We start from the raw sequence: 21796 nt of genomic DNA on the forward strand, positions 1-21796 counted from the left end.
TCAGCCGGCGCGTGAGAATTTTCAGAGCCTGGCTCGCCGGGATGTTTGGCGAACTGGGCCAACGGGATTGATCCCAAGGGCCGCACACGGTGATAGATGAACATCGCAATAGATCATCCATTCCTTAAGGAAACCTGAAGTAATAGCCTCATTTCACGGATCTTTCTTCTCATCGCATCAATCGCCAATGAGTTATGGAATCGAAAGCGTCGCTTCATCCAGACGACTCAATTCCACTGCACATTCTTTCCCGGATTACCAAATATTCCGCAGCAACCTAAAGGACGGGAAATGAAGACGATCAGAATCTGGAAGCGAACGCAAATCGCCGTTGGCCTGGGCGCTGTCCTGCTTGCCGCGCTGCACCCGGCAGGCGCCACGGCGGCCGATGATCACGATCATCGTGATCATCACCATGAGTCGGTGAAGCATGTGCTGCTGATCAGCTTCGACGGTTTGCACGAACAGGATGTTGCGCGCTGCGTCGGATCGAATGCATGCCCGAATCTTGCGTTGCTGGCGAAGTCGGGGACGACCTACACCAATGCGCACACGCCTGGCCTTTCGGATTCGTTCCCGGGGCTCGCTGCGCTCGTCACCGGTGGCTCACCCAAATCCGCGGGCCTGTTCTACGACGTATCCTATGACCGCACGCTCTACGCGCCGTCCGATAGCAATTGCACCGGCAAGCAAGGCTGGAATGTCGTATTCGACGAGACTACCGGCATCGACGGCGAGAACGGCGGCGCACTGACGCATCTCGACGGTGGCGGCGCGTTCAATCCGCAGGCCATCCCGCACGCTTTGCTCAATGGCGTCTGTACGCCCGTCTATCCGCATAACTATGTGAAGACCAACACGGTCTTCGAAGTGGTCAAACGCAACGTGAAAGGCGCTCGCACTGCCTGGGCGGACAAACATGCGTGGGGCTACGACTGGCTCAATGGACCTTCCGGCAAAGGCGTCGACGATCTTTCCCGCACCGAGATCAATTCGATCGATCCCGCCACCAACACGAACTACACCGACGTCTACACGCACACGGAACAGTTCGACAATTTCCATGTGCAGTCGCTGATCGATGAAATTGACGGCAAGGATTCGACTGGCCGATCCGGCGCCGATGTGCCCACCCTGTTTGGGACCAACTTCCAGACTTTGAGCGTCGCCCAGAAGGCAACGGTCGCGAATGGAGGCGGCTATCTGGATGCGAGTTTCACGCCGGGTCCGCAGGTAACCAACGCGATTGCGTATCTGGACAACGCCTTGGGTCGCATCGTGGCCGAACTGAAGCAACGCGACCTGTATTCGTCGACGGCGATCATCGTCACGGCGAAGCACGGGCAATCCCCGACCGACCATTCGAAGCTGGTGAAGAACGGCGACACGCTCTCGAAACTGCTTGAAGCAAACAACTATCTGGATCCGAACGGCAACTTCGGGCAGAACAGCACGAAGAGCGGCAACCTCAATGACGGAACCGGGCTCGCCGGCACGGGGTTCGTGCAGACCGACGACGTCGGCCTGATCTGGTTGCGCGATCAACGCCAACTGCCGGCTGTCGTGAAGACCTTGAAGGACAACCTGAGCTGCAACGCACCCGGCATTTGTGCGGACGGCCCGCAAGCGTACATTCTGTATGGCCCGCAACTGGCCGGCCGGTTCGGCGATCCGGCACGTGGACGCACGCCTGACATCGTCGTTCAGCCGAACCCCGGGGTCATCTATACGTCGAGCGCGACCAAGGACGAAGAGCACGGCGGCAACGCTCCCGACGACAGCCATCTCGGTCTCGTGGTCTACGTGCCTCACGCCCGTCACGCGGGACAGGTGAACGACGAGCGCGTACTGACCACCCAGGTTGCGCCGACGATCCTGCAGTTGCTCGGTCTTGAGCCTGAACTGCTGCACTCGGTCGCTATTGAGGGAACGCGCGCGCTGCCGGAGTTCGATCGCGAGCGGTTTTAGGCGAATGGCGGCACTCTGCCGCTAATGGGCCACGGCAAATAAGCGAAGCGTCGCGATTCTTTTGGACCTTCAACGCTTCCATATCGTGTCGTCGGTGGCCTGTGGCCGGCCTGGAGAGTTCCAGGCCGGCCGCTCACTCGAACGCGGTCGTGCTAGAGTCGGGCATCTTTTTCGCTATCGCGTAGCCCTTATGCCGCCACGCCTTGAATCTGAACCCGCCGCTCCGGCAGATCATCAACAAGGCATGGAAGGCGCCGCCGCGACGCAGAGCCTTGACATGCGGATTCCACCGATCGTGCCCGCGCGAACCGCTCTGGTGGTCATGCATTATCAGACGGACATCATGCGGTTATTTCCATCGGTCGCACCTTCTCTGCTCGCCAACACGCGCAAGCTGTGTGACGCCGCGCGGGCCAAAAGTGTCAGCGTCTATTTCGCCAGGATCCACTTCAGTCCCGGCTATCCGGAAGTCAGTCCGTTGAACAGAAACGGGCAGGGAATCAAGCAACTGGGTCTCTTCGTCGACGACGAGATCGCGCCGGAACTCGGCCAGCTGGCCACTGAACCGCTCATCATTGCGCATCGTGCCAGCGTGTTCTTTGGTACCGACCTGCAGGCGCGGCTTTCCACGCAGGGGATCGATACGCTAATCATGGTTGGGATAGCGTCGACCGGCGTGGTGCTGTCGTCGGTTGCGTACGCGAGTGACGCGGACTTCCGCTTATTGACGGTCAAGGATTGCTGTTACGCCCCGGATCAGGTCGTGCACGATCATCTGTTTTCAACGGCCTTCGATTCGCGCACGACGGTATTGTCACTCGCTGATGCCTTGTTGTTGCTCGCCTAGCATGTGCTGGCGTTTTTTCGGCCTTCCATGCTAGTCAGCCGCTCCGCTGTGCGCTGTTCAGATCGATCTTTGGCGTTCAAGAAAACAGCGGTAAAGACTGCATTGCCATTTGGCGCGGGCGCGGGCGTCGGGAAGCCGTGGGTCGGCCGCTCCGTACGGAAGCTTGCTCGCCGGGGGAGCCAAGGCGCCTGTTGAGATCCGACAGTGCTTTGCAGACAGACGTGTGATCGGGCATGCCGGCCAATGCCAACTCGAGCCGGTTCAGCAGATCCGGCAGACTCGATTCTCCAGTCATCTTTCCTGCGAACTTCCGCTTCCGCATAAGACCGCTCCTGATTCGACAGACACTGCGCGCACAGCATCGCATGCTACCAGGTCGACAGGGGCGCGTCCAGGCGGGTTCCTTTCGACGTTCATGCTCCTTTCATCCCGGCTGCGCATGCAGCATCTCTCCGTGCTCGCCGAACATTGGGACGTGCTGCCGGACGAGGCAACCGAGGCCGAATCGAATAGCGGCCTGCCCATGTTCGGGATTCGCTTTCCGCGCTAGTGAGCGCATCCTTCGCGCTCGAGCCATGCGCGGAACAGCACGACCAGTTCATCCGCCGACTTCGCATCGGGAACGTAAGTGCAATAGCTTCGCGACGGCAAGCGAGGACCGGCGAACGGCGCGACGAGCCGGCCGGCCGCGAGGTCATCGGCGATCAGAGCGGTCGGTCCCATCGCGACGCCGATCCCGTCAATGGCCGCTTGCAATGTCAGAAAGAAGTGGTCGAAGGTCAGCGCGGCGGCTGGCCTGAGTGCTGGAACCTCCGCGCTCGCCAGCCAGTCCGGCCAAACCCGCGGAAGACTCGACGTATGCAGCAACGTGTGCTGCCGCATATCATCCGGCGTTCGGAGCGGCAGGCGCTGCAAGAGCGCCGGGCTACACACAGGCACTCGCTCCTCGGACAGGAAAGGCCGCATCGAATAGCCATAGAAGGTGTCCGGGCCGCCCCGGACGATCGCGTCGTATGTCTCCTTCAGACTCTCCAACGACTCGTTCGATGTGTACACACTGACGTCCACGTCGGGATGCGCGGCGCGGAAGGTCGCCAGTCTCGGCACCAGCCAGCGCAAGGTGAAGGTCGCGGGCGCATTCACGGACAGTGTCCGGGAGAGCGTTTCAGGGAATCCGTATCGGGCCGTGGCCTGCGAGAGCCCCTCGAACAAAGGACCGATTTCCGCCAGATAAGCCTTCGCTGCCGGCGTCAGTGCGACGCGCCGGTTGTGCCGTTCGAACAACGATGCACCAAGCCACTCTTCGAGCGCGCGCACATGCTGGCTCACTGCACCGTGTGTCACGTGCAGTTCGGCGGCGGCTTCCTTGAAGCTGCCGAGACGGCCGGCGGCCTCGAAGGCGCGCAGGGCATTGAGCGGCGGCAGTGTTCGCTTCATTCGCAAGAGTTTATCTAACGCGAATCCCCAATTTAACTGGTTTGTGGCGCCGCTACAAGATAGATAAGCTTCTTATTGCGCCGCTGATTTCGGCTCTCCCACTCTTTTCCTGTCCTGAACCCGCATGCTCAGTTACACCGGCGGTCTCGTCCTCATTGCCGCTTTGCTTCACGCGAGCTGGAACGCGATGCTGCACGGCAACCGCGACCGCTTCCTCTCCATGACGTGGATGAGTATCGCCATCGCCGCGGTCGCCACGCTCGTGATCGTGTTCACGCCTCGGCCCGCCGACGCGGCCTGGCCGTACGTCGCCGCATCGGGGCTCGTGCATATCGTCTACAACGTCTGCCTCGTGCGAGCCTATCGTCGCGGCGATCTGGCGCAGGCCTATCCGATCGCACGCGGCTCGTCGCCGCTGCTCGTCACACTCGGCGCGGCGCTCTTCGCGCATGAGGCGATCGGCCCCTTGCACGCGCTCGGGGTCGCGCTGATCTCCGGCGGCATCATGGCACTCGCGCTGCAGGGCGGGCGCGTGTCGAGCGCGGGTGCATTGGCCGCGCTGGCGACCGGTGCGTCGATCGCGCTCTATACCGTGATCGACGGCATCGGCGTGCGCTTATCCGGCGGCGAGGCGCTCGCTTATACCGCCTGGATGTTCCTGTTCTACTGGCTGATGCCGGTGCTGTTCGTCGCGATGCGCGGGCACGAGGCGCTGTGGACACCCGTGAGAGCGGAGCCCGTCGCCGTCGGGTTGTCGCTCGCTGGCGGCCTGGTGTCGATCACCGCGTATGGCATCGTGATCTGGGCCATGCAGTCGGGCGCGATGGGTACGGTATCCGCGTTGCGAGAGACCAGCGTGGTGTTCGCGGTGCTGATCGGACGCGTGATTTTGCGGGAAGCGGTAAGCGCCAGGCGCTGGCTCGCGTGCCTGATCGTCGCGGCCGGGGCGGTCTGTTTAGGGCTTTGATCAGACAGGATCGCGCCCCGCCCAAATTGAAGCAGCCGCTCTTTTTCTTCGGAGTACAAGCAACTTCGCTGCCACGACGGCGGATTCGCCCTACAGTCCGCTAACTACAAAAGTCTTTTTTGTTCTACGCTATAGGTGCGGTTCGCGGCGCGTCTCGATGTCTGTCCCGTATCACGGCTATCCGGGGAAGCCACAGACTCCGCTGCACGCCGTAGACGCTATTCCGGCGCGGTACGGTGCAACCGGCCGGAAGTAATCTCGAGACAGTCCTATCGCCACTCAATACTCCGGCAGCCCGGCGGACCTCGCTCCGACCGTGGCACTCGAACCCTGCACCCGACCTATGGAGACTAATGATGTCGATTCGATTAGGAGAAGACGCTCCCGATTTCACCGCGGAAACCACCGAAGGAACGATCCATTTTCACGAATGGATCGGCGACCATTGGGCAGTCCTGTTTTCGCATCCGAAGGATTTCACACCCGTTTGCACCACGGAACTCGGATACCTTGCAGGCCTCAAGCCGGAATTCGATAAGCGCAACACGAAAATTATCGGGCTCAGCGTCGATCCGGTCAGCGACCATACGGAGTGGGTCAAGGACATCGCCGAGACACAGGGCCACGCAATCAATTACCCGCTGATCGGCGACTCGGACCTGAAAGTCGCGAAGCTCTACGACATGATCCATCCCGAGGCGAGCGGCGGGGGCCCGCGCACCGCGGTCGACAACGCTACCGTACGCTCGGTGTTTCTCATCGGCCCGGACAAGAAGGTCAAGGCCATGCTCGTCTATCCGATGAGCGCGGGCCGCAATTTCGACGAAGTATTGCGCCTGCTCGATGCGCTGCAACTCAACGCGAAACACACGGTGGCGACACCGGTGAACTGGAAGCCGGGTGAAGACGTCATCATTCCAACATCTGTTTCCAACGACGCCGCGAAGCAAAAATATCCGCAGGGTTTCAAAACCGTGAAGCCTTATCTGCGGTACGTCGAGCAACCGAAGTAACACGCGCGGATTGGAGCGACGCGCGCCGGACAGTGCAAAGTCCGGCGCGCGAGGTGAGTCCGGGTGCAGTCATGCGCCCGGACTTCTGAGCGGGGCAGCGCCCAACCGGGCTACCTGTGGGGTAATCGGCGGCACCGCATGGGCCGCCATCTTAAGCGCTCGCAGGAGCGGGCCGCGGAGCGAAAACGTGTTGATCTTCCGGCAGCTATTCGATCAGCAATCGTCTACCTACACCTATCTTCTTGCCGATAGCACGACGCGAGAGGCGGTGCTGGTCGATCCGGTATTCGAACAGGTGCGCAGGGATGCCGCGCTGATCGAAGAACTCGGCTTGCATCTGCTTTATACCATCGACACCCACGTCCACGCCGATCACGTGAGCGGTGCGTGGATGCTGAATCGCCGCATAGGCAGCCGCATTGCGATTTCTGCGGCGAGCGGCGCCGAAGGCGCGGACCGCTATCTGAGCCACGGCGACAAAGTCGAGTTCGGTTCAAGATACCTGACGGTACGCGCGACACCGGGCCATACCGATGGATGCATCACGCTCGTACTCGACAACGAAACCATGGCGTTCACCGGCGATTGCCTGTTGATCCGAGGCACGGGCCGCACGGATTTCCAGCGCGGCGACGCGCACACCCTGTTTCGCGCGGTGCATGCGCAGATTTTCACGCTGCCCGCCGCCTGCCTGCTCTACCCGGCTCACGACTATCGCGGTTTGACGGTCACGAGCGTGGGCGAAGAGCGGCGCTTCAATCCACGCCTCGGCGGCGAACTGTGTGAAGACGATTTCACCGGATACATGACGAACCTGCACCTGCCGCATCCGAAGCAAATCGACGTAGCGGTGCCCGCGAACCTGAAATGCGGCCTCGCGGCGAGCGTCCCCACGCAGATGAGCGAGCCCGATTGGGCGCCGCTGACCTGCAGCTTTGCCGGCATCTGGGAAATTAGCGCTCAGTGGCTGGAGGAAAATCTGCCTGCGGTCGAAATCGTCGATGTGCGGGAACCTGAAGAGTTCGACGGACCGTTGGGACGCATTCCCGCAGCCAGGCTCATTTCATTGGGTGAGCTGGCCGGGCGGACCGCGGAACTGACGAAGGAACGCCCGATCGTGACGGTTTGCCGGGCCGGTGGACGCTCGGCACAAGCTACGGTCATGCTGCGCCAGGCCGGATTCGAACGGGTGGCCAACCTTCCCGGCGGCATGCTGCGCTGGCGCGCGGAAGGCCGCGTCGTGGAGAACGGCAGCGCATAGCGGTGTAGTCAATGCAGGCCTTCCATGCCGGCGACGCGTCAAGTTATCGAACAAGGGGGCGAGCGCCGTCTCACCTCTTCCACGCCGCCCCCTCCGGAAAGTGAAATTCATCGAGCGACGCCGCATGCATTTCGATGCTGTAACCCGGACGCTGCGGCGGCATATAACGGCCATTGCGGATCACGACCGGATCGACGAAATGCTCATGCAGATGATCCACATATTCGAGCACTCGGTTTTCCAGCGAGGCCGACACGCAGATATAGTCGAACAGCGAAATATGCTGGACGTACTCGCACAATCCGACACCACCCGCATGCGGGCACACCGGCACGCCGAATTTCGCCGCCATCAGCAGAACGACGATGACCTCGTTCAAACCGCCCAGCCGGCAGCTATCGACCTGGCAGAAGTCGATGGCCTGCGCCTGTAGCAACTGTTTGAACATCACCCGGTTATGACAGTGCTCGCCGGTCGCGACGCCGATCGGCCGAAGCCGTTGACGGATGGCCGCGTGGCCGAGAATGTCGTCGGGACTCGTGGGCTCTTCGATCCACCACGGATCGAATTCCGCGAGGCGCCGCATGTTCGCTACCGCTTCGTCAACATCCCACACCTGGTTGGCGTCCATCATCAGCTTGCGGCCTTCGCCAATTTCTTCGCGCAGAATGCGCGCGCGGCGCATGTCCTCGTCGAGATTGCCGCCCACCTTCTGCTTGAAGTGCGTCCAGCCCTGCGCGACGCCTTCGCGCGCGAGCCGGCGGATCTTCTCGTCGTCGTAGCCGAGCCAGCCCGCCGATGTCGTATAGGCCGGATAGCCTTGCGCGAGCATTTCCTTTTCGCGTTCGCCCCGCGTCTTCGCATGGCGATGCAGCATCGCAATGGCTTCCTCCGGCGTGATCGCATCGGTCACGTAGCGGAAATCGAGGCAACGCACGAGTTCTTCGGGGCTCATGTCGACGAGCAACTTCCACACAGGCTTGCCTTCCGCCTTGGCCCACAGATCCCAGGCCGCGTTGACGACCGCCGCCGTCGCCAGATGAATCGCGCCCTTGTCCGGGCCGATCCAGCGCAACTGACTATCCGACGTCAACACGCGCCAGAAAGCGCCCATGTTCGCGGCGATATCCTGAAGCCTTTTACCGACGACCAACGGAGCCAGCGCCTCGACCGCGGCCACGCAAATCTCGTTGCCGCGTCCGATCGTGAAGGTGAGGCCGTGGCCGGTGAGCGCGTCGGGCGAATCGGTTTCGAGCGTGACATAGGCGGCCGAGTAATCCGGCGCGGCGTTCATCGCATCGGAGCCGTCCAGCGAACGCGAGGTGGGAAACCGAATGTCACGGACGGACAGCCTGGTGATCGTGGGCATCTGAACACACTCCTCTGCGACAGCCATCGACTTCGGTCTAATAGCCAAGAGGGCCGTGGCATCGAAAAGACGCCGCGACCCCTCCCTCTCGCCGCATCAGGCGGCGGCGATCAATCGTAGAGCACGGCTGCGATCTTCGGATCGGTCATATTCGTCTTGTCGTACCAGTAGAAGCCCGTGTCGACTTTCTTCGGCAACTTCTCGCCCTTCAGCGCCTTCACCGCGGAGTCGACCACGCACTTGCCGATGCCGACCGGGTTCTGCGTGATGGCGCCGGCCATCAAGCCCGAATTGATATCGTCCTTCTGCTCCTTGCCCGAGTCGTAGCCGATCAGCACCAGCTTCTTGCCCGATTCCTTGACGCCGATTGCAGCACCTTCCGCCGAGCCTTCATTCGCGCCGAAAATGCCCTTGAGATTGGGGTTGGCCTGAATCATCGTCTTGGCGATTTCCGCCGACTTCAAATGGTCGCCGCCGCCATATTGGACCGAGACGATCTTGATGTTCGGGTGCTTCGATTTCATTTCATTGAGGAAGCCGTCGCGGCGATCGATGCCGGTGCGGCTCGTCTGGTCGTGCACGATCACGCCGACTTCGCCGGTATTGCCGATCGCCTCGGCCATCTTGTCGGCAGCGAGGGCCGCCGCCGCGAGGTTATCCGTTGCACACGTTGTCAGCGGAATATCGCTGTCCACGCCGGAGTCGAAAGCGATCACGGGTATCTTGCCGGCCTGGGCGCGCTTTAACAGTGGAATGGCCGCCTTGCTATCGAGCGCGGCGATGCCGAGTGCCTGCGGCTTCTTGGCGAGCGCGGCCGAGAGCATGTCGATCTGTTTGTCCACCATGGCTTCGGTTTCCGGCCCCTCGAATGTGATCCTGACGTTGTGCTCCTTCGCCGACTGTTCGGCGCCGGATTTGACGGCCTGCCAGAACTGATGCTGGAACCCTTTCGAAATAAGCGGGATATAGGTGTCCGCGTATGTCACGCTCGTCCCGCCAATGAGAGCGCCAACGCCGACCACGACACCGATTAGTTTTCTTTTCAACATGGTGTTTCTCCTCCTAAGATGGGCTATCAACTTCAGCCGTTGGGGAGCTTATGGCGCTCCATTCCTTATCCTGTCCCGTGCCGCGTCAGCTTTTCTTGCGCCGCAAAATGTCGCCATAGACCGCGAGAATGATGATGAGACCGGTCACCACGATCTGCCATTCCTGCGCGACCGACATGATGCGCAGACCGTTGGTCAGCACACTCATGATGAACGCGCCGATGATCGTGCCGAGAATCGTGCCCGCGCCGCCGCTCAGCGACGTCCCGCCGATCACCACGGCCGCGATCGCTTCGAGTTCGTAACCCTGGCCTAGGGCCGGTTGCGCCGAATTCAGGCGCGAGGCGATCAATAGCCCGGCAATGCCGCAAATCGCTCCGCTCAGGCCGTAAATGGCGATCTTCCACCTGTCGACATTCACACCGGACAAACGCACGGCTTCTTCATTGCTGCCGAGCGCAAAGGTATAGCGGCCAAGCGCCGTGCGATTGAGCGTGATCGAACTCAGCACCGCGAGGAAAAATAGAATCAGGACCGCGTTCGGCACGGGCAGGCTCGGCAACAGGTCGCCGATCAGCGAATCCTGCGAGATCATGTAGAAGTTTTCGGTGTCGGTGAAATAGATCGGCTTGTCGGCCGAGACAACCAGCGACAGCCCTTTCAGCAGCATCATCATGCCGAGCGTGGCGATGAACGGCGGTATTTTCATTTTCGCCGTGAGCGTGCCCGAAACGGTCCCGCAGATCGCCCCGGTGCCGATCGCGGCCAGCACGCCGGTCCACATCGGCAGATGCCAGTAGGTCAGGAACACGCCGCAAATGACCGCGGTGAAGGTCATCAGCGTGCCCACGGACAAGTCGATGCCTCCGGTAATGATGACGAACGTGCAGGCAATCGCCAGCACGCCGTTTACCGCCGTTGCCTGCAGAATCCCGAGCATGTTGTCCATCTGCATGAACGCGGGAGACGCGAAGCTGAAAAACACCAGCAGCAGGATCAGGCTCCCGAAGGCCAGCAGCTTTTGCAAAGCGGTCGGCGTGAAAACGCGGGCTCTCAGGCCCGAAAACGTCTTTTTATTACCCAGCGCCGATGCATCCGATGGCAATGTCATGAAAGACCTCTCGAGGCTCACGCCGCGTTTAGGGGTTCGCGCTGCGTCGCCAGTTGCATGATGCGCTCCTGGGTCGCCCCAGCCGCTGAAAGTTCACCGGTAATGCGGCCCTCGCACATCACGACGATGCGGTCGCTCATGCGCAGGATCTCCGGCAGTTCCGACGAAATCATTATGATTGCCTTGCCCTGGTCGGCGAGCGCGCGCAGCAGCTTGTAGATTTCGCTTTTGGCGCCGACGTCGATGCCGCGCGTCGGTTCGTCGAAGAAGAGCACGTCGCAGTCGCGCTCGAGCCATTTGGCAATGACGATTTTCTGTTGATTGCCGCCCGACAGCAGCCGCACTTCCTGCGTCGCGGAAGGCGTGCGAATGCCGAGCAGATTGATGAAATGGGCAGCGGTCTTGCGTATCTGCGCGCGGCGCAGGAAAAAATTCAGCGACAGGAATTTGCGCAAGTTGGACATCACGATGTTCGATTCGACACTCATGCCGGTAGCGAGGCCGAAACGCTTGCGGTCTTCCGAGAGATAGCCGATGCCGCGCGCCACCGCATCGCTCGGATTCCTGATCGATGCCTTCACGCCTTTCACGACGATCTCGCCCGACTCGATCGGATCGGCGCCGAACACCGCGCGGGCGACTTCGGTGCGGCCGGCGCCCATCAAGCCCGCGAAACCCAGTATCTCGCCCTTGCGCAGCGCGAAACTCACGTCTCTCACCAGCGGGCCGGCATTCAGATTGGTGACTTCGAGTGCGACCTCGCCCTCGTTGGGGATGTGCTGGGAAGGCGCGGCGTCGGTCAAGGTTCGCCCGACCATCATGCCGATGATCGCTTGCACGGTAGTGTCTTTCGCCGCGACCGTGGCCACATATTCCCCGTCGCGCAACACGGTGACGCGGTCGGCAATCTGCTTCAGCTCATCCATCTTGTGCGAGATATAGATGATTCCGACGCCCCGGTTCTTCAGCTCGCGAATGATGCGGAACAGCTCGGCGATTTCGGCGTCGTTCAGCGCCGAGGTCGGTTCGTCCATGATCAGCACGCGCGAATCGAACGACAAGGCCTTGGCGATCTCGACCATCTGCTGCCGCGCGACAGTGAGCGTGCTGACCACCGCGCGCGGGTCGAGAGTCACGTGCATGCGGGCGAGTATGTCGTGAGCTTGTGAGTTGAGCTTGTCTTCGTCGAGGAACAGGCCGAGGCGTCCGCGCGGCTCACGGCCGATGAACATGTTCTGCGCGACGCTCAGATGGTTCATCAGCTGGAGTTCCTGATGAATGATGCCGACGCCCACGGCCTGCGCCTCGCGCGGGCTCTGGAAATCGACCGGCTGTCCGTCATAGAGAATTTCGCCGGTATCCCGTGTGTACACGCCGGCGAGGATTTTCATCAGCGTCGACTTGCCGGCGCCGTTCTCACCCATTAGCGCGTGGACTTCGCCGGCCATGAGTTCGAACTGGACTTCGTGAAGCGCCCTCACGCCAGGAAAGCGCTTGCTGAGCCGTTTGACGGAAATGAGCGGGGTCATGGTGCGGATCGAACGACAAATCCGCGAACGCCGCCAGCCTCATTGCGAGGAGCGGATTGAAACAGCATGGAACGCCGCCGGGCCGGGCGCCGCCGGGTATCGGACTGCAAAGACGGGCGGTGCAAGGCGCGGTTAAAATCGCAACGAGAAGCCAGACGCATTGCTGGGCCCTCAAATCGATGTGCGACGATTTTACGACGCTGGACGCCGCCGGCTCAAGCTTAGGCATTCCCTAATATCACGAGGCCAATGCGCCGCACGCCTGCTTCCCACTATTTGATTTGCCGCTTATTTCAGGCCGATTCGTCGGCCTTTGCTATCAGAACAGTTGGGCGCCGAGTTCGCGCAGGCTGTTCCATTTCACGGTGCTGACAAACGTGCGGCCCGTGGTGTCGAGCGATTCGATCATCGCGCGTTGGCCGCGCGCTTCGGCCACGACGCGTACGATGCGCGCCTGATAGCGCAGCAGCGCGCCAATCGGCGGGCACAGCGCTTCCCGGCGAATCCGCGAGCGTTTCTTTTCCATACCCAATCTATCCAGATGTCCAGCGAGTTGCAGGGCCGCCGACTAGCCACGGCGTCTCTGCGCGTGATGCTACCAGGTCGGCCGGCAATGGTCCAGGCCGTCTGGCGACGCACGGCCTGGCTCGCGGTATCGCGCTCGTCAGGCGCGAAGCATACGTTAGCCCGACGCCGTGCTAATTCGCCACTAATTCAAGCCCGATACGATCATCGCCATGGTAACGAAGGGGACGACCCATGGCCGACTTCCTTGAATGGCTCATAGATATCTCGGTGGCGAGCGCGAGTGCCGCGGCCACCGGTTCGATCTTTCTGTTGCTGGTCGGCGTGGCCGGCGAGACACACCGGCATGTCGTCAAACATCGCGATGCCGGCCGGATCTTACCGCTGTAACTCTATCTTGCCCGACTGGAACAACATGGCCCGCGACGTGATGCGCTCGCTCGTCTTTGACTTTTCCGTATCAGCCGGCCACTATATCTTTTCATTGGAAAAATACTGCTCGCGACCAGCAACCATGAAAGAAGCAACGTCACGCCGCAAGACGTCCACCTCACCTAAAGCCGCAGCCCCCGCTAAAACCTCAGCCGACCACGCGTCACGCGAGAAACCCTATCATCACGGCGCGCTGCCCCATGCGCTGCTTGAAGCGGCGGAGATCGTGCTACGGCGCGACGGCATTCGCGGCTTGACGTTGCGCGCCATTGCGCGTGAAGCCGGCGTATCGCATACGGCGCCCCAGCATCATTTCGGCGACACCGCCGGCGTGTTGAGCGAACTCGCCGCCAGCGGACACCGGCGGCTCGCCGCGACGATGGCGGCGCAGGCACACGGTATCGAAGCGGGCCAGGCGCGGCGCAAAGCCATCGCCCGCGGCTACGTGAGCTTTGCGGTAGTCAATCCAGATTTGCTGCACCTCATGTCGCGCAGCGAAATGCTCGACGCGGCGCGCCCTGCCCTCGTGCAGGCGCGGCTAGCGTCCGCGCGCGCCCTGGCCGGCGTAGTCAGCGCGCCCACCGACCGCGCCGAGGAAGATAGATTCTCGCCAGGCCGAATCACTGCGGCTCAGGCCATTGCCATGACCGCGGCGTGGGCGTACGTTCACGGGCTGGCTTTGCTTCTCATCGACGGCCGCCTGAATGCGCTGGCCGCATCCGCCGACGGAATACGCAGCGCCGAAGATCTGGTGGAAGCCGCGATCGAGCACGTCCAGATCGTTCCCGCCGACCCCGCAGGCAAAGGCCGAAAATGAGCGGGAGCCCTCACGTCGCAATGCCGGAGCGCCCACCCTGACGTTAATGCCGCAATGGCGCGCGCTCTCGCGTTTTGGTCACTCGTTCCTCTTGTCGCCCACCTACATGCTCAAATCGCTCCGCAACCAGCTCGTTATCGCAATTGGCGCCGTGGTGAGCCTGTTCGCCATTCTGCAGGGCGTCAGCTCCTACCAGTTCTGCGTGGCCGGCATGAGCGCGGTGCTCGACCTGCGCATGGAACAGGTCGCATCGCGTTTGCGAATCGGTTTCGGCGAAGGCATTCCGAAGGTTCCGGCGCGCGGATCGCAAGACGCGCGCGATATTTTCATCGTCATCTGGAAAGATGGCGAGACGCAGCCGGTGCGAACCACTGAGCCATCGCTGCTCCTGCCGCGCGATGCGGCCGCGGGCTTCACGTCGCCGGTAGTGAATGGCGAAGGGTGGCGGATCTATACGGCTCGCGACGGCGCTCAGACCGTGCAGGTCGCGCAACGCCTCTCAGTACGTCAAGAGATCGAGGAGACCGCCGCGACGAAGACGCTCTGGCCGATCGTCGTGTTCATTCCGCTCGTGTGGGCCGCTGTTATCCTCGTCGTGAGTCATTCGTTGCGGGAACTGAACCGGCTTGGCAACGAAGTCCGCGTTATCGATGTGAACCATCTGCAGGCGCTGCCGCTCGCACGCGTACCCACCGAATTGCTGCCCTTCATCCGCTCGATCAATCTGATGATAGAGCGGCTTGCCCGCTCTATCGAGAGTGAACGCAAATTCATTTCCGACGCCGCGCACGAGTTGCGCACGCCGCTCACGGCGCTGCAATTGCAGGCCGATAATCTGCAACGCGACATTGTGCCCAGTAATCAGGAACGGTTTCGCGCGCTCCAGGGCGGTATCACCCGAAGCAGCAATCTGATTTCGCAGTTGCTGCGGCTCGCGCGCGCGGACGCGCCGCCGGTCGGTCAATCGCTGACACGGGCCATGGTCAGCGTCGATGTCGCGGCCGCCGTCGTCAACGCTATTTCCGACGTGCTGCCGATTGCCATGCAGCGTGGCATCGATATCGGCGCGAACGAAATGGTCAGCGCCAACGTGCGCGCAATCGAACTCGACATCGGCACCGTGATCAAGAACCTCGTCAGCAATGCGGTTCGCTATACGCCCGACGGCGGCACGATCGATTTGTCGACTCGCGTGCACGACGGCATGGTCTCTGTCGAAGTGAAGGACACCGGCTTCGGTATCGACGAAACCCTGCTGCCCCGCGTGTTCGATCGGTTCTTTCGCGCCAATACGGACATTGAAGGCAGTGGGCTCGGGCTATCGATTGTGAAAGCGATTGTCACGCGGTACGGCGGGACGGTCACGCTGCGCAATCGGGATGACGGGCAGTCCGGCATCGTTGCGACGGTCAGTTTACCGATCGAGCCGGATGGTGCCGGTTGATGCGTTTCATATCCGGTTTCAGTGACGCAAGTAAATCGACTTCAGGCCTACGTCATAGCCAGGATGCAACCATTGAGCGGGGGTTGTACTCGCATGCGTGCCGTCGCTGCCGAGAGCCGCAGCCGTATGCGCCGACATCTGCGGCGAATCGATACCGATCACTTCATAGGCCACCGTTTCGACCTGCATTTCGTCGATCGGCGCGGCGGACTGTGCGAACGCCGCAGTCGGCAAAGCGATCATGCCGGCGATCAGTGTGTTACGCAAAAACTTGTTCATGGTCCTTCTCCTTCGAAATTCCCACTTCATTCTGGGTATGGAATACGGCTCGCGCTATCGCGAAGTTGTTGGCCGGTTATTCGCGACTCCGTTGCCAATTGAACGGCGGTTCTTTACGAAGTACCCCGGCCAGCCACGAATACATATTGCGCGCCCAGAATTAGCGCTGAATGAGGAAGTTCGAGTGACCCGCTTTGCCCTGCTTCGCACGCCGCCAGGGAACTGGCTACGCGGTGTGGACTGGCATCGGAGCGGCGGGCACCGCGATGCCGGGAATGATCGCGCCAGGAGACTGCGCTGCGCCGACGAAGGTATCGAGCGACAAACCCATTCGCCCCCTCACTTCGGCAACAGCCCCTTAGCCTGGTCCAGCATCTTGTCGAACGCCTTACTGAACCCACCGGCCTGATCGTCGCTCTTCTTCTGCGCGGGCGCCTGCGAAGCGGCGACGCAGGCAGCACGCATTTCCGGATGCTCTGTCCAACAAGTGGTAGCCAACTGTTTGGCGCGGTTCATATCGCCATGCTCGCGATACCACGAGATCACGTTAGGCCAGGTCACCGACGTCCGGCCGAAGTAATCGAATTGTTGCAGCAAGAATGCCTCGCCCTGCTTTGGGTCTTTTTGTCCGATGCGGCTGGCAAGGTTGGTCTGCACCGCCCACGACCGGTCGCGTGAAGCCAGGTTGCGCCGCAGCACCTGCGCCTGCGTATCCGGCGGCGCCGACCGCGAAAGTGTCATCAGATTCGACAACAGGAACACGGGATAGGCATGGTCCGCCGTGGGACCGGATGCGACCGTCAGAGCCACCTGCAGCGCCTGCGAGTAGTTGCCCGCCGCCTGCAGATCCTGCATGTCGGATATGGCCTTGTAGTGGGCCAGAATGAGCGGCGTGGAGCCACGCTTGCGCGCTGCATTCCAAGGCCCTGTCCGTGCATCGGGCAGTTTGTCGCCAAGCATCGGGCGCACGAGTGCGGTCAGGTTATCCTCGCGAGCGGCCGGATCGCCGTGATCGTCATGCAAAGTTTCGAGTTGCGCCGCGATCTGATCGTCGATGACCGCACGCGCGTCGAAGAGATTTTCCGCGACGCTCGCCTGCGCGCCCGCACGCGCGGACGTGTACTGTGCGACCGCGTCGCGCAGTTCGCCAATGCTGCTGAGCTGATTCACCGTTTGCGCTGCACCGCCGCCGACAGCCGGCGCGATAGGCTGAGTACGCGCCTGCGCCGCGGCCTGCTGTCCGGCCTTCTCTCGCCCTGCTTGCAGTTGCTTTTCGTGCAGCTTCTTCCGGCGTGCTTTGGCATCCTGATCGTATGCAATGACGCGTTCGAAGAAAGCCTTGAAACCGTCGACGTAGGAATAGCCGCAACGCAGGCTGATCGTCGCACCGAACCGGTCTGCCTGTTCTTCGACGTTGCGTTGCCAGGCAGGGAACAACACGCGTGTGCCGAGCGTCTGCACCACAGCGATATTGTCCACACCGGTCCACGCGTTCGACGTCGGCGATTTGTTCGTCACTGTCCAGGCGAGCGACACGATGGCAAGCGATGTGTCACCGGCTGTGCGCGCGTCAAAAATCGCGTGATGGTTGAGATAGATATGCCCGAACTCGTGAGAGAGGATCGCAAATATCTCGTCCTCCGATTCGGCTGACTGCAACCAGCCGATCGACACGAAGATATTGCCGCCCGCGCTCGAGTTTGCGTTGAGTCCGGTCTCGGAGATGATATGCACGGAGCCCGGATAAGTCGGCGTGCCCGCGGTTTTCTTGATCGTGGCGAGCAGGCCGTTGAGATATGCCTCCATCTCGGGCATGGGAACGAGACCCCAGCCGTCGGCTCGCGCGTTCATCAGGTCGAGTTTGATGTCGGGCCAATCGCGCGCGGGTGGCGGCGGAATCGACCCGACGGTGTCGAGGGTGGGTCCTTTCGCGGAGCCGCCGCCGATGTTCAGGTTCGATATTGCGCCTGGCATTTTGACGTCCGCGCATGCGCCGAGTAGAAGACTCGCGCATGCACCACAGAAGTAGCGCCGTCCGGTGGGCATGATTATTGGCACCGGTTGGTGGCGGCGCCAAGAGTCGCGGCCGACTGAACACCCGCCGACTCACTGCATTGCGCCTGCGCTTTACGACCGACCTTGACATCCATGCCGTTCACCCAATAGGGCCGGCCATTGACTGTCACAGGATAGAACTGATGTTGCGAAGGGCCCGTTGCGTGAAGAGGCAAACTCGGGGCGTCCATTGCACTGTCCTTGTCGCCGGGCGAGTTGTACAGCTTCACCGTCGCGCCAGGTTGCGGCGCATAGATATAAGGCTGATCATCGGCAGCGGCAACGTCGCCGAGGGTTGCCGCGATCACCGCGAGCGACGTCGCGGCCAGGGAAGCGTGTCTGCGCAGCGGCTTGATATCTCGAACTTTATTCACGATCAATCCTCCTTGCTGTCGGTGATCCAATTGAACAAATGCTCGCTCCACTCGAGCCATTCGACTGCGATAGTGCAAGCGAGGACATGCGAAATAAGAAGGAACGGGACTAGCATCCAGTTGCCGAGCAAGATCATCAGGACGCCAAATGCCACGAGCACGATAAAACTGGTAACGAACAACGTGATATTGAAGGCAGCGGTCACGCCCTTCGCGGCCCACCAGTGCAAATGCAGAGGTTTTCTCCAATGCGTGCGCTCGCGGTGGAACCTTGTAAACCTCTTCCTCGCCTCTTTCTTGAGAAACACGGTGAAGAAGATCAGGCCGAAGCCGACCACGCCCAGCATCAAAACCTTGCACCACCTCCGGGCGGACGTTTGACGATCAAGCTCCCAGGTTTCGATTTTCTCCAGTTCGTCGCCCCGGCTCAGGAGATTGTCGAGCGCGACGGCATGCAGGAATACGCCGGGTATCCGCTCCTGCAGCGGCGAGAGGATAAGGTCGTTGGAATAAGCGAACGATGTGCCGATCATCACCAAGTGTTTGTTGAACGCTTCCTTCCGCTCGTCGGGTGTCATGCGCGCCAACTGGCTCGCGTGGATCGTCCGATAGTGCACGCAGAGTGGTCTGCTTGTCTGCCGCAGCAACGCGCGTATCTCGGCGCGCCACAAAAGTTTCGACTGGCTATCACTCGACGTGCAGTACATCTCCTCGTCACCGTCCCCGCGATCCACGCGGAGGAACGACCATAGCCGGCTGCGGGCCTCGCTCTCTTCGTCCGGTGACTCGTGCCATAGCAGACCGTCGGCTGCCGTATCGAGTGGCCATGTAATCGACATGAAACTGGCCTCCTTGCACGTTGGGGCTAGCGCGCCGTGGTACACCTCGTTGAAAATCGCAACGGCCGCGCTCACCGGACAATCGTTTTTCGAAGGCCCGGTTTGGCCGGTTTCGCCGTGCCTGGCGGGATAGAAAAGGGGATACGTCCACGCGATCCGGTCCACCGAATGGGCAGAAAATTCAACACCAACGCGCGTTAAAGACTTCAACTCGGCATCGTCGTCGAGCGGCACGTTCGTTACCAGCGTGTTGTCGTCATCCCGGCGAGCAGCCAGAAACACTTTGATGCCGTGTGATGTAAGCCACGTGATAGCCTTTTTGAAATCCGCGAAATCTTGCGTGTCGTTGGCGTAATGACACGACTCGGCTTTGGCCTGCTCCAGCCCGCCTAGCCCAACGTCCTTACCGCAACTGCTGTATTCCTCATTCCTGGACTGCGAGAGAATCACGTCGATGAAAAGACCGCGCGGCGGATTGTCCTTGAAATAACTCAGGAGCCAGGTATAAAAAGGGTAACGGGCGGGCCAGCCTTCGCCGTGCGCCATGAGCGCTTCACGGTCGATGACGAGCACCGTGATCTCCCTTTCATTCCACTTGGCCCAATCCGCGGCCACGTTATTTCTACGATCGGAATCAAAAAGATAGCCTGAGAACGGCGCCGCGTAGCGTGCCATGGTCTGTGCGCCCATTTCCTCAATTAAACGTGACGGCACCACGACGGCAAGCAGGAGACCTAACACAACGGATAGCGCCGCGCGCCCAAACAAATGTATCCAGTCGATTCCCTCCCGCTTCTTGTCTTTCGGATCAGGATCGTTCTCGTGCGTCGCCATCGTCCGGCCCGAAGTGTCATTGAAACGAAACAACAAAAAGGAGTCTAGAAAACCATTAACCCTTCCGTTAGTTTATTTTTCACCGGGTAAACGCGAGGCGACGCGGTCATTCGTTTCTTTAGCCTCAATTTCTTACGTATGAACAAAGGCGGACGCGAGACGTGCTTATAATTTTTTTCGTCTGGATGACTAAGATTTTGCCATTTCTTCAAGGCGGCTTTGGAAAGTCCCACTCAGGGAACTTCAGCCGTTATTTAGCAGTTCGCCGCCATCGCGCGCATTGCACAGCTATGCGAACGCCGCCCGGAACTTTCGCTCCGCGTGAATTCGACTTTCGGGAATGGATTAAGACCTGGCGGATAACGACTATTGATGAGTCGCGATCCGCTTTACGCGGCAAGAGATGGCGCCAGGCCCAGAAGAAATTGTCCGTTGGGCCCGACCGGGAATGCGTCATGCCAACAACGCCAACTGCTCAAAACGCTCACGGCAACGCAATCGGCACTGGCCTTGTCAGCAGATCCACATAAAGACCAAAAAACCGGTTGTTATCAAACTGGGTGACATAAGTGATCTTCTGCGGCGAAGCTCCTGCCGCCGGCTGGTCCGGATATACCTTCACATGCCCCTGATCTTCACCGCTCGTCGTATCGATATCCAGATACGCACTCTTTGTTTGCGTAGCGTAAGCGGGATCAAGAAAATACGCGATCGTCAACGTATCGAACAGATCGGTATTACTTGCGAACGCCCCGGCATTGGCAATCCCATACGCCTTCGTCACCGCCGTCTGCTTGCTCGGATTATTGACGATCTGGTCATACACGCTTTGTGTCAGCGGCACCGTATTCGTCACATCGAGCGGAATCACGGCCTGTGGAATCGACGTCTGCAATACCGTGCGCACAGCCAGCGGATCAAACCACCAGTTGAGTTCTCCCACGGCATTCGCATTGCCCGGCACCGCCATTGCGCCGCCCATGTAGACGATCCGCTTGATCAGCGGCACGATCTCCGGCGCCTTCATGATCGCCGTGGCAAGGTTAGTGGGCGGCCCGACCTCCAGAATAGTGACCTGGTTCGGATAGCGCTTGATGGTCTGAATCATGAAATCCGCCGCGCCCTGTGCCTGCAGTTTCGTCGACGCCGCGAACCCGTCCGGCGGCGCAACGAGTTGAGACTGCTGAGTCGGCTCGGGCCGGCTCCACGCGCCGAAGTAGCCGTTCGGATTGGCGGCCTGCTGCGCGCGAATACTCGCTACGTCGTATTGCAACGGATAACGGGCGCCGCCGTACACACCCACGACGTTCTGCACGCCCATCCGCTCCACTGCCTTGAGCGCATCGGACTCTTCCTGCAGCAACCAGTCGTTGCCGGTAACGACGGTGAGGCCGAGCAGATTGACCTTGCCCTGCCCCATCAACTGCGTGGTCATGGCGAAAAGCTGGCCGTCGTCGCCCATCGTGTTGAAGTCTGAATCGATGATGACCTTCGGCGCATTGGCGAGAGGATCAGTGGTCGATATGCTGCCTCCGCACGCAGCCAGTCCCAGCGACATCATCAGCATGCCTACGTATTGTGATTTCATGTTCGTCCATTGGAGAGCGTGATTAACAAGGGAACACCATCGTGAGATGGTGCCGATA

20 protein-coding genes are annotated in these 21796 nt (G+C 60.7%); 9 read left to right on the forward strand and 11 right to left on the reverse strand.

The window, feature by feature from the left end; all coding sequences use genetic code 11:
* Window positions 1–291 precede the first annotated feature (291 nt).
* From B0G73_RS04990 to B0G73_RS41090, 3 genes are all read left to right on the forward strand, one after another.
* Entirely contained in the window at window positions 292–1968 is a 1677-nt protein-coding gene (locus B0G73_RS04990; protein ID WP_106278491.1) for an alkaline phosphatase family protein, read from the forward strand.
* Window positions 1969–2212: 244 nt separating this feature from the next.
* Entirely contained in the window at window positions 2213–2815 is a 603-nt protein-coding gene (locus tag B0G73_RS04995) for an isochorismatase family cysteine hydrolase (protein ID WP_106278493.1), read from the forward strand.
* Between the two features lie 415 nt (window positions 2816–3230).
* The gene (locus B0G73_RS41090; protein WP_258193177.1) at window positions 3231–3365 is read left to right on the forward strand and encodes a hypothetical protein; all 135 of its coding nucleotides are present in this window, start codon (window positions 3231–3233) and stop codon (window positions 3363–3365) included.
* On the opposite strand, the gene gcvA is transcribed toward B0G73_RS41090, so the two are convergent.
* Window positions 3362–4252: a transcriptional regulator GcvA gene (gcvA, locus tag B0G73_RS05000; RefSeq protein ID WP_106278495.1), complete on the reverse strand. Its 891-nt coding sequence runs from the start codon at window positions 4250–4252 to the stop codon at window positions 3362–3364. The two genes, B0G73_RS41090 and gcvA, sit on opposite strands and share 4 nt — an antisense overlap.
* Window positions 4253–4376: 124 nt before the next feature.
* Between gcvA and B0G73_RS05005 the strand changes: the two genes are divergently transcribed.
* From B0G73_RS05005 to B0G73_RS05015, 3 genes are all read left to right on the forward strand, one after another.
* Window positions 4377–5219 (forward strand): DMT family transporter, encoded by an 843-nt coding sequence (locus B0G73_RS05005; RefSeq protein ID WP_106278497.1) that lies wholly within the window; start codon window positions 4377–4379, stop codon window positions 5217–5219.
* 356 nt (window positions 5220–5575) lie between these two features.
* Window positions 5576–6232 carry a peroxiredoxin gene (locus tag B0G73_RS05010; RefSeq protein WP_106279132.1) on the forward strand — a complete coding sequence of 219 codons (657 nt, stop codon included), beginning with the start codon at window positions 5576–5578 and terminating at the stop codon, window positions 6230–6232.
* Window positions 6233–6422: 190 nt separating this feature from the next.
* Window positions 6423–7493: a rhodanese-like domain-containing protein gene (locus tag B0G73_RS05015; RefSeq protein WP_106279134.1), complete on the forward strand. Its 1071-nt coding sequence runs from the start codon at window positions 6423–6425 to the stop codon at window positions 7491–7493.
* Window positions 7494–7563: 70 nt separating this feature from the next.
* On the opposite strand, the gene B0G73_RS05020 is transcribed toward B0G73_RS05015, so the two are convergent.
* The 5 genes from B0G73_RS05020 to B0G73_RS05040 all read right to left on the reverse strand — a co-directional run bounded on the left by B0G73_RS05020 (window position 7564) and on the right by B0G73_RS05040 (window position 13077).
* On the reverse strand, window positions 7564–8862 hold the full coding sequence (locus B0G73_RS05020) for an L-fuconate dehydratase (RefSeq protein ID WP_106278499.1): 1299 nt from the start codon (window positions 8860–8862) through the stop codon (window positions 7564–7566).
* 110 nt (window positions 8863–8972) lie between these two features.
* Window positions 8973–9911 carry an ABC transporter substrate-binding protein gene (locus B0G73_RS05025; protein WP_106278501.1) on the reverse strand — a complete coding sequence of 313 codons (939 nt, stop codon included), beginning with the start codon at window positions 9909–9911 and terminating at the stop codon, window positions 8973–8975.
* Between the two features lie 85 nt (window positions 9912–9996).
* Window positions 9997–11022, reverse strand: a complete 1026-nt coding sequence (locus B0G73_RS05030) for an ABC transporter permease (RefSeq protein ID WP_106278503.1) — start codon at window positions 11020–11022, stop codon at window positions 9997–9999.
* Between the two features lie 17 nt (window positions 11023–11039).
* Window positions 11040–12551 carry a sugar ABC transporter ATP-binding protein gene (locus B0G73_RS05035; protein ID WP_106278505.1) on the reverse strand — a complete coding sequence of 504 codons (1512 nt, stop codon included), beginning with the start codon at window positions 12549–12551 and terminating at the stop codon, window positions 11040–11042.
* A 319-nt stretch (window positions 12552–12870) separates the two neighbouring features.
* Complete coding sequence (locus B0G73_RS05040) at window positions 12871–13077, reverse strand: hypothetical protein (protein WP_106278507.1); 207 nt, start codon at window positions 13075–13077, stop codon at window positions 12871–12873.
* Between the two features lie 233 nt (window positions 13078–13310).
* Between B0G73_RS05040 and B0G73_RS40395 the strand changes: the two genes are divergently transcribed.
* From B0G73_RS40395 to B0G73_RS05050, 3 genes are all read left to right on the forward strand, one after another.
* The gene (locus tag B0G73_RS40395) at window positions 13311–13466 is read left to right on the forward strand and encodes a hypothetical protein (RefSeq protein ID WP_181196497.1); all 156 of its coding nucleotides are present in this window, start codon (window positions 13311–13313) and stop codon (window positions 13464–13466) included.
* A 124-nt stretch (window positions 13467–13590) separates the two neighbouring features.
* Window positions 13591–14325, forward strand: a complete 735-nt coding sequence (locus B0G73_RS05045; protein ID WP_106279136.1) for a TetR/AcrR family transcriptional regulator — start codon at window positions 13591–13593, stop codon at window positions 14323–14325.
* A gap of 106 nt (window positions 14326–14431) precedes the next feature.
* On the forward strand, window positions 14432–15769 hold the full coding sequence (locus B0G73_RS05050; protein WP_106279138.1) for a HAMP domain-containing sensor histidine kinase: 1338 nt from the start codon (window positions 14432–14434) through the stop codon (window positions 15767–15769).
* Between the two features lie 18 nt (window positions 15770–15787).
* Here B0G73_RS05050 and B0G73_RS05055 read toward each other — a convergent pair whose 3' ends face one another.
* The 5 genes from B0G73_RS05055 to B0G73_RS05075 all read right to left on the reverse strand — a co-directional run bounded on the left by B0G73_RS05055 (window position 15788) and on the right by B0G73_RS05075 (window position 21738).
* The gene (locus B0G73_RS05055; RefSeq protein ID WP_106278509.1) at window positions 15788–16048 is read right to left on the reverse strand and encodes a hypothetical protein; all 261 of its coding nucleotides are present in this window, start codon (window positions 16046–16048) and stop codon (window positions 15788–15790) included.
* A 339-nt stretch (window positions 16049–16387) separates the two neighbouring features.
* A complete protein-coding gene (locus B0G73_RS05060; RefSeq protein ID WP_258193179.1) occupies window positions 16388–18022 on the reverse strand; it encodes a M48 family metalloprotease in 1635 nt (544 codons plus the stop codon).
* Window positions 18023–18096: 74 nt separating this feature from the next.
* Entirely contained in the window at window positions 18097–18477 is a 381-nt protein-coding gene (locus B0G73_RS05065) for a hypothetical protein (protein WP_106279140.1), read from the reverse strand.
* A gap of 2 nt (window positions 18478–18479) precedes the next feature.
* Window positions 18480–20150: a CHASE2 domain-containing protein gene (locus B0G73_RS05070; RefSeq protein ID WP_106279142.1), complete on the reverse strand. Its 1671-nt coding sequence runs from the start codon at window positions 20148–20150 to the stop codon at window positions 18480–18482.
* Window positions 20151–20634: 484 nt separating this feature from the next.
* Complete coding sequence (locus tag B0G73_RS05075; protein ID WP_106278513.1) at window positions 20635–21738, reverse strand: nucleoside hydrolase; 1104 nt, start codon at window positions 21736–21738, stop codon at window positions 20635–20637.
* Window positions 21739–21796: the final 58 nt, after the last annotated feature.

Origin of the sequence: Paraburkholderia sp. BL25I1N1, from assembly GCF_003002025.1 — a bacterium.
In the GTDB taxonomy this organism is placed as follows: domain Bacteria; phylum Pseudomonadota; class Gammaproteobacteria; order Burkholderiales; family Burkholderiaceae; genus Paraburkholderia.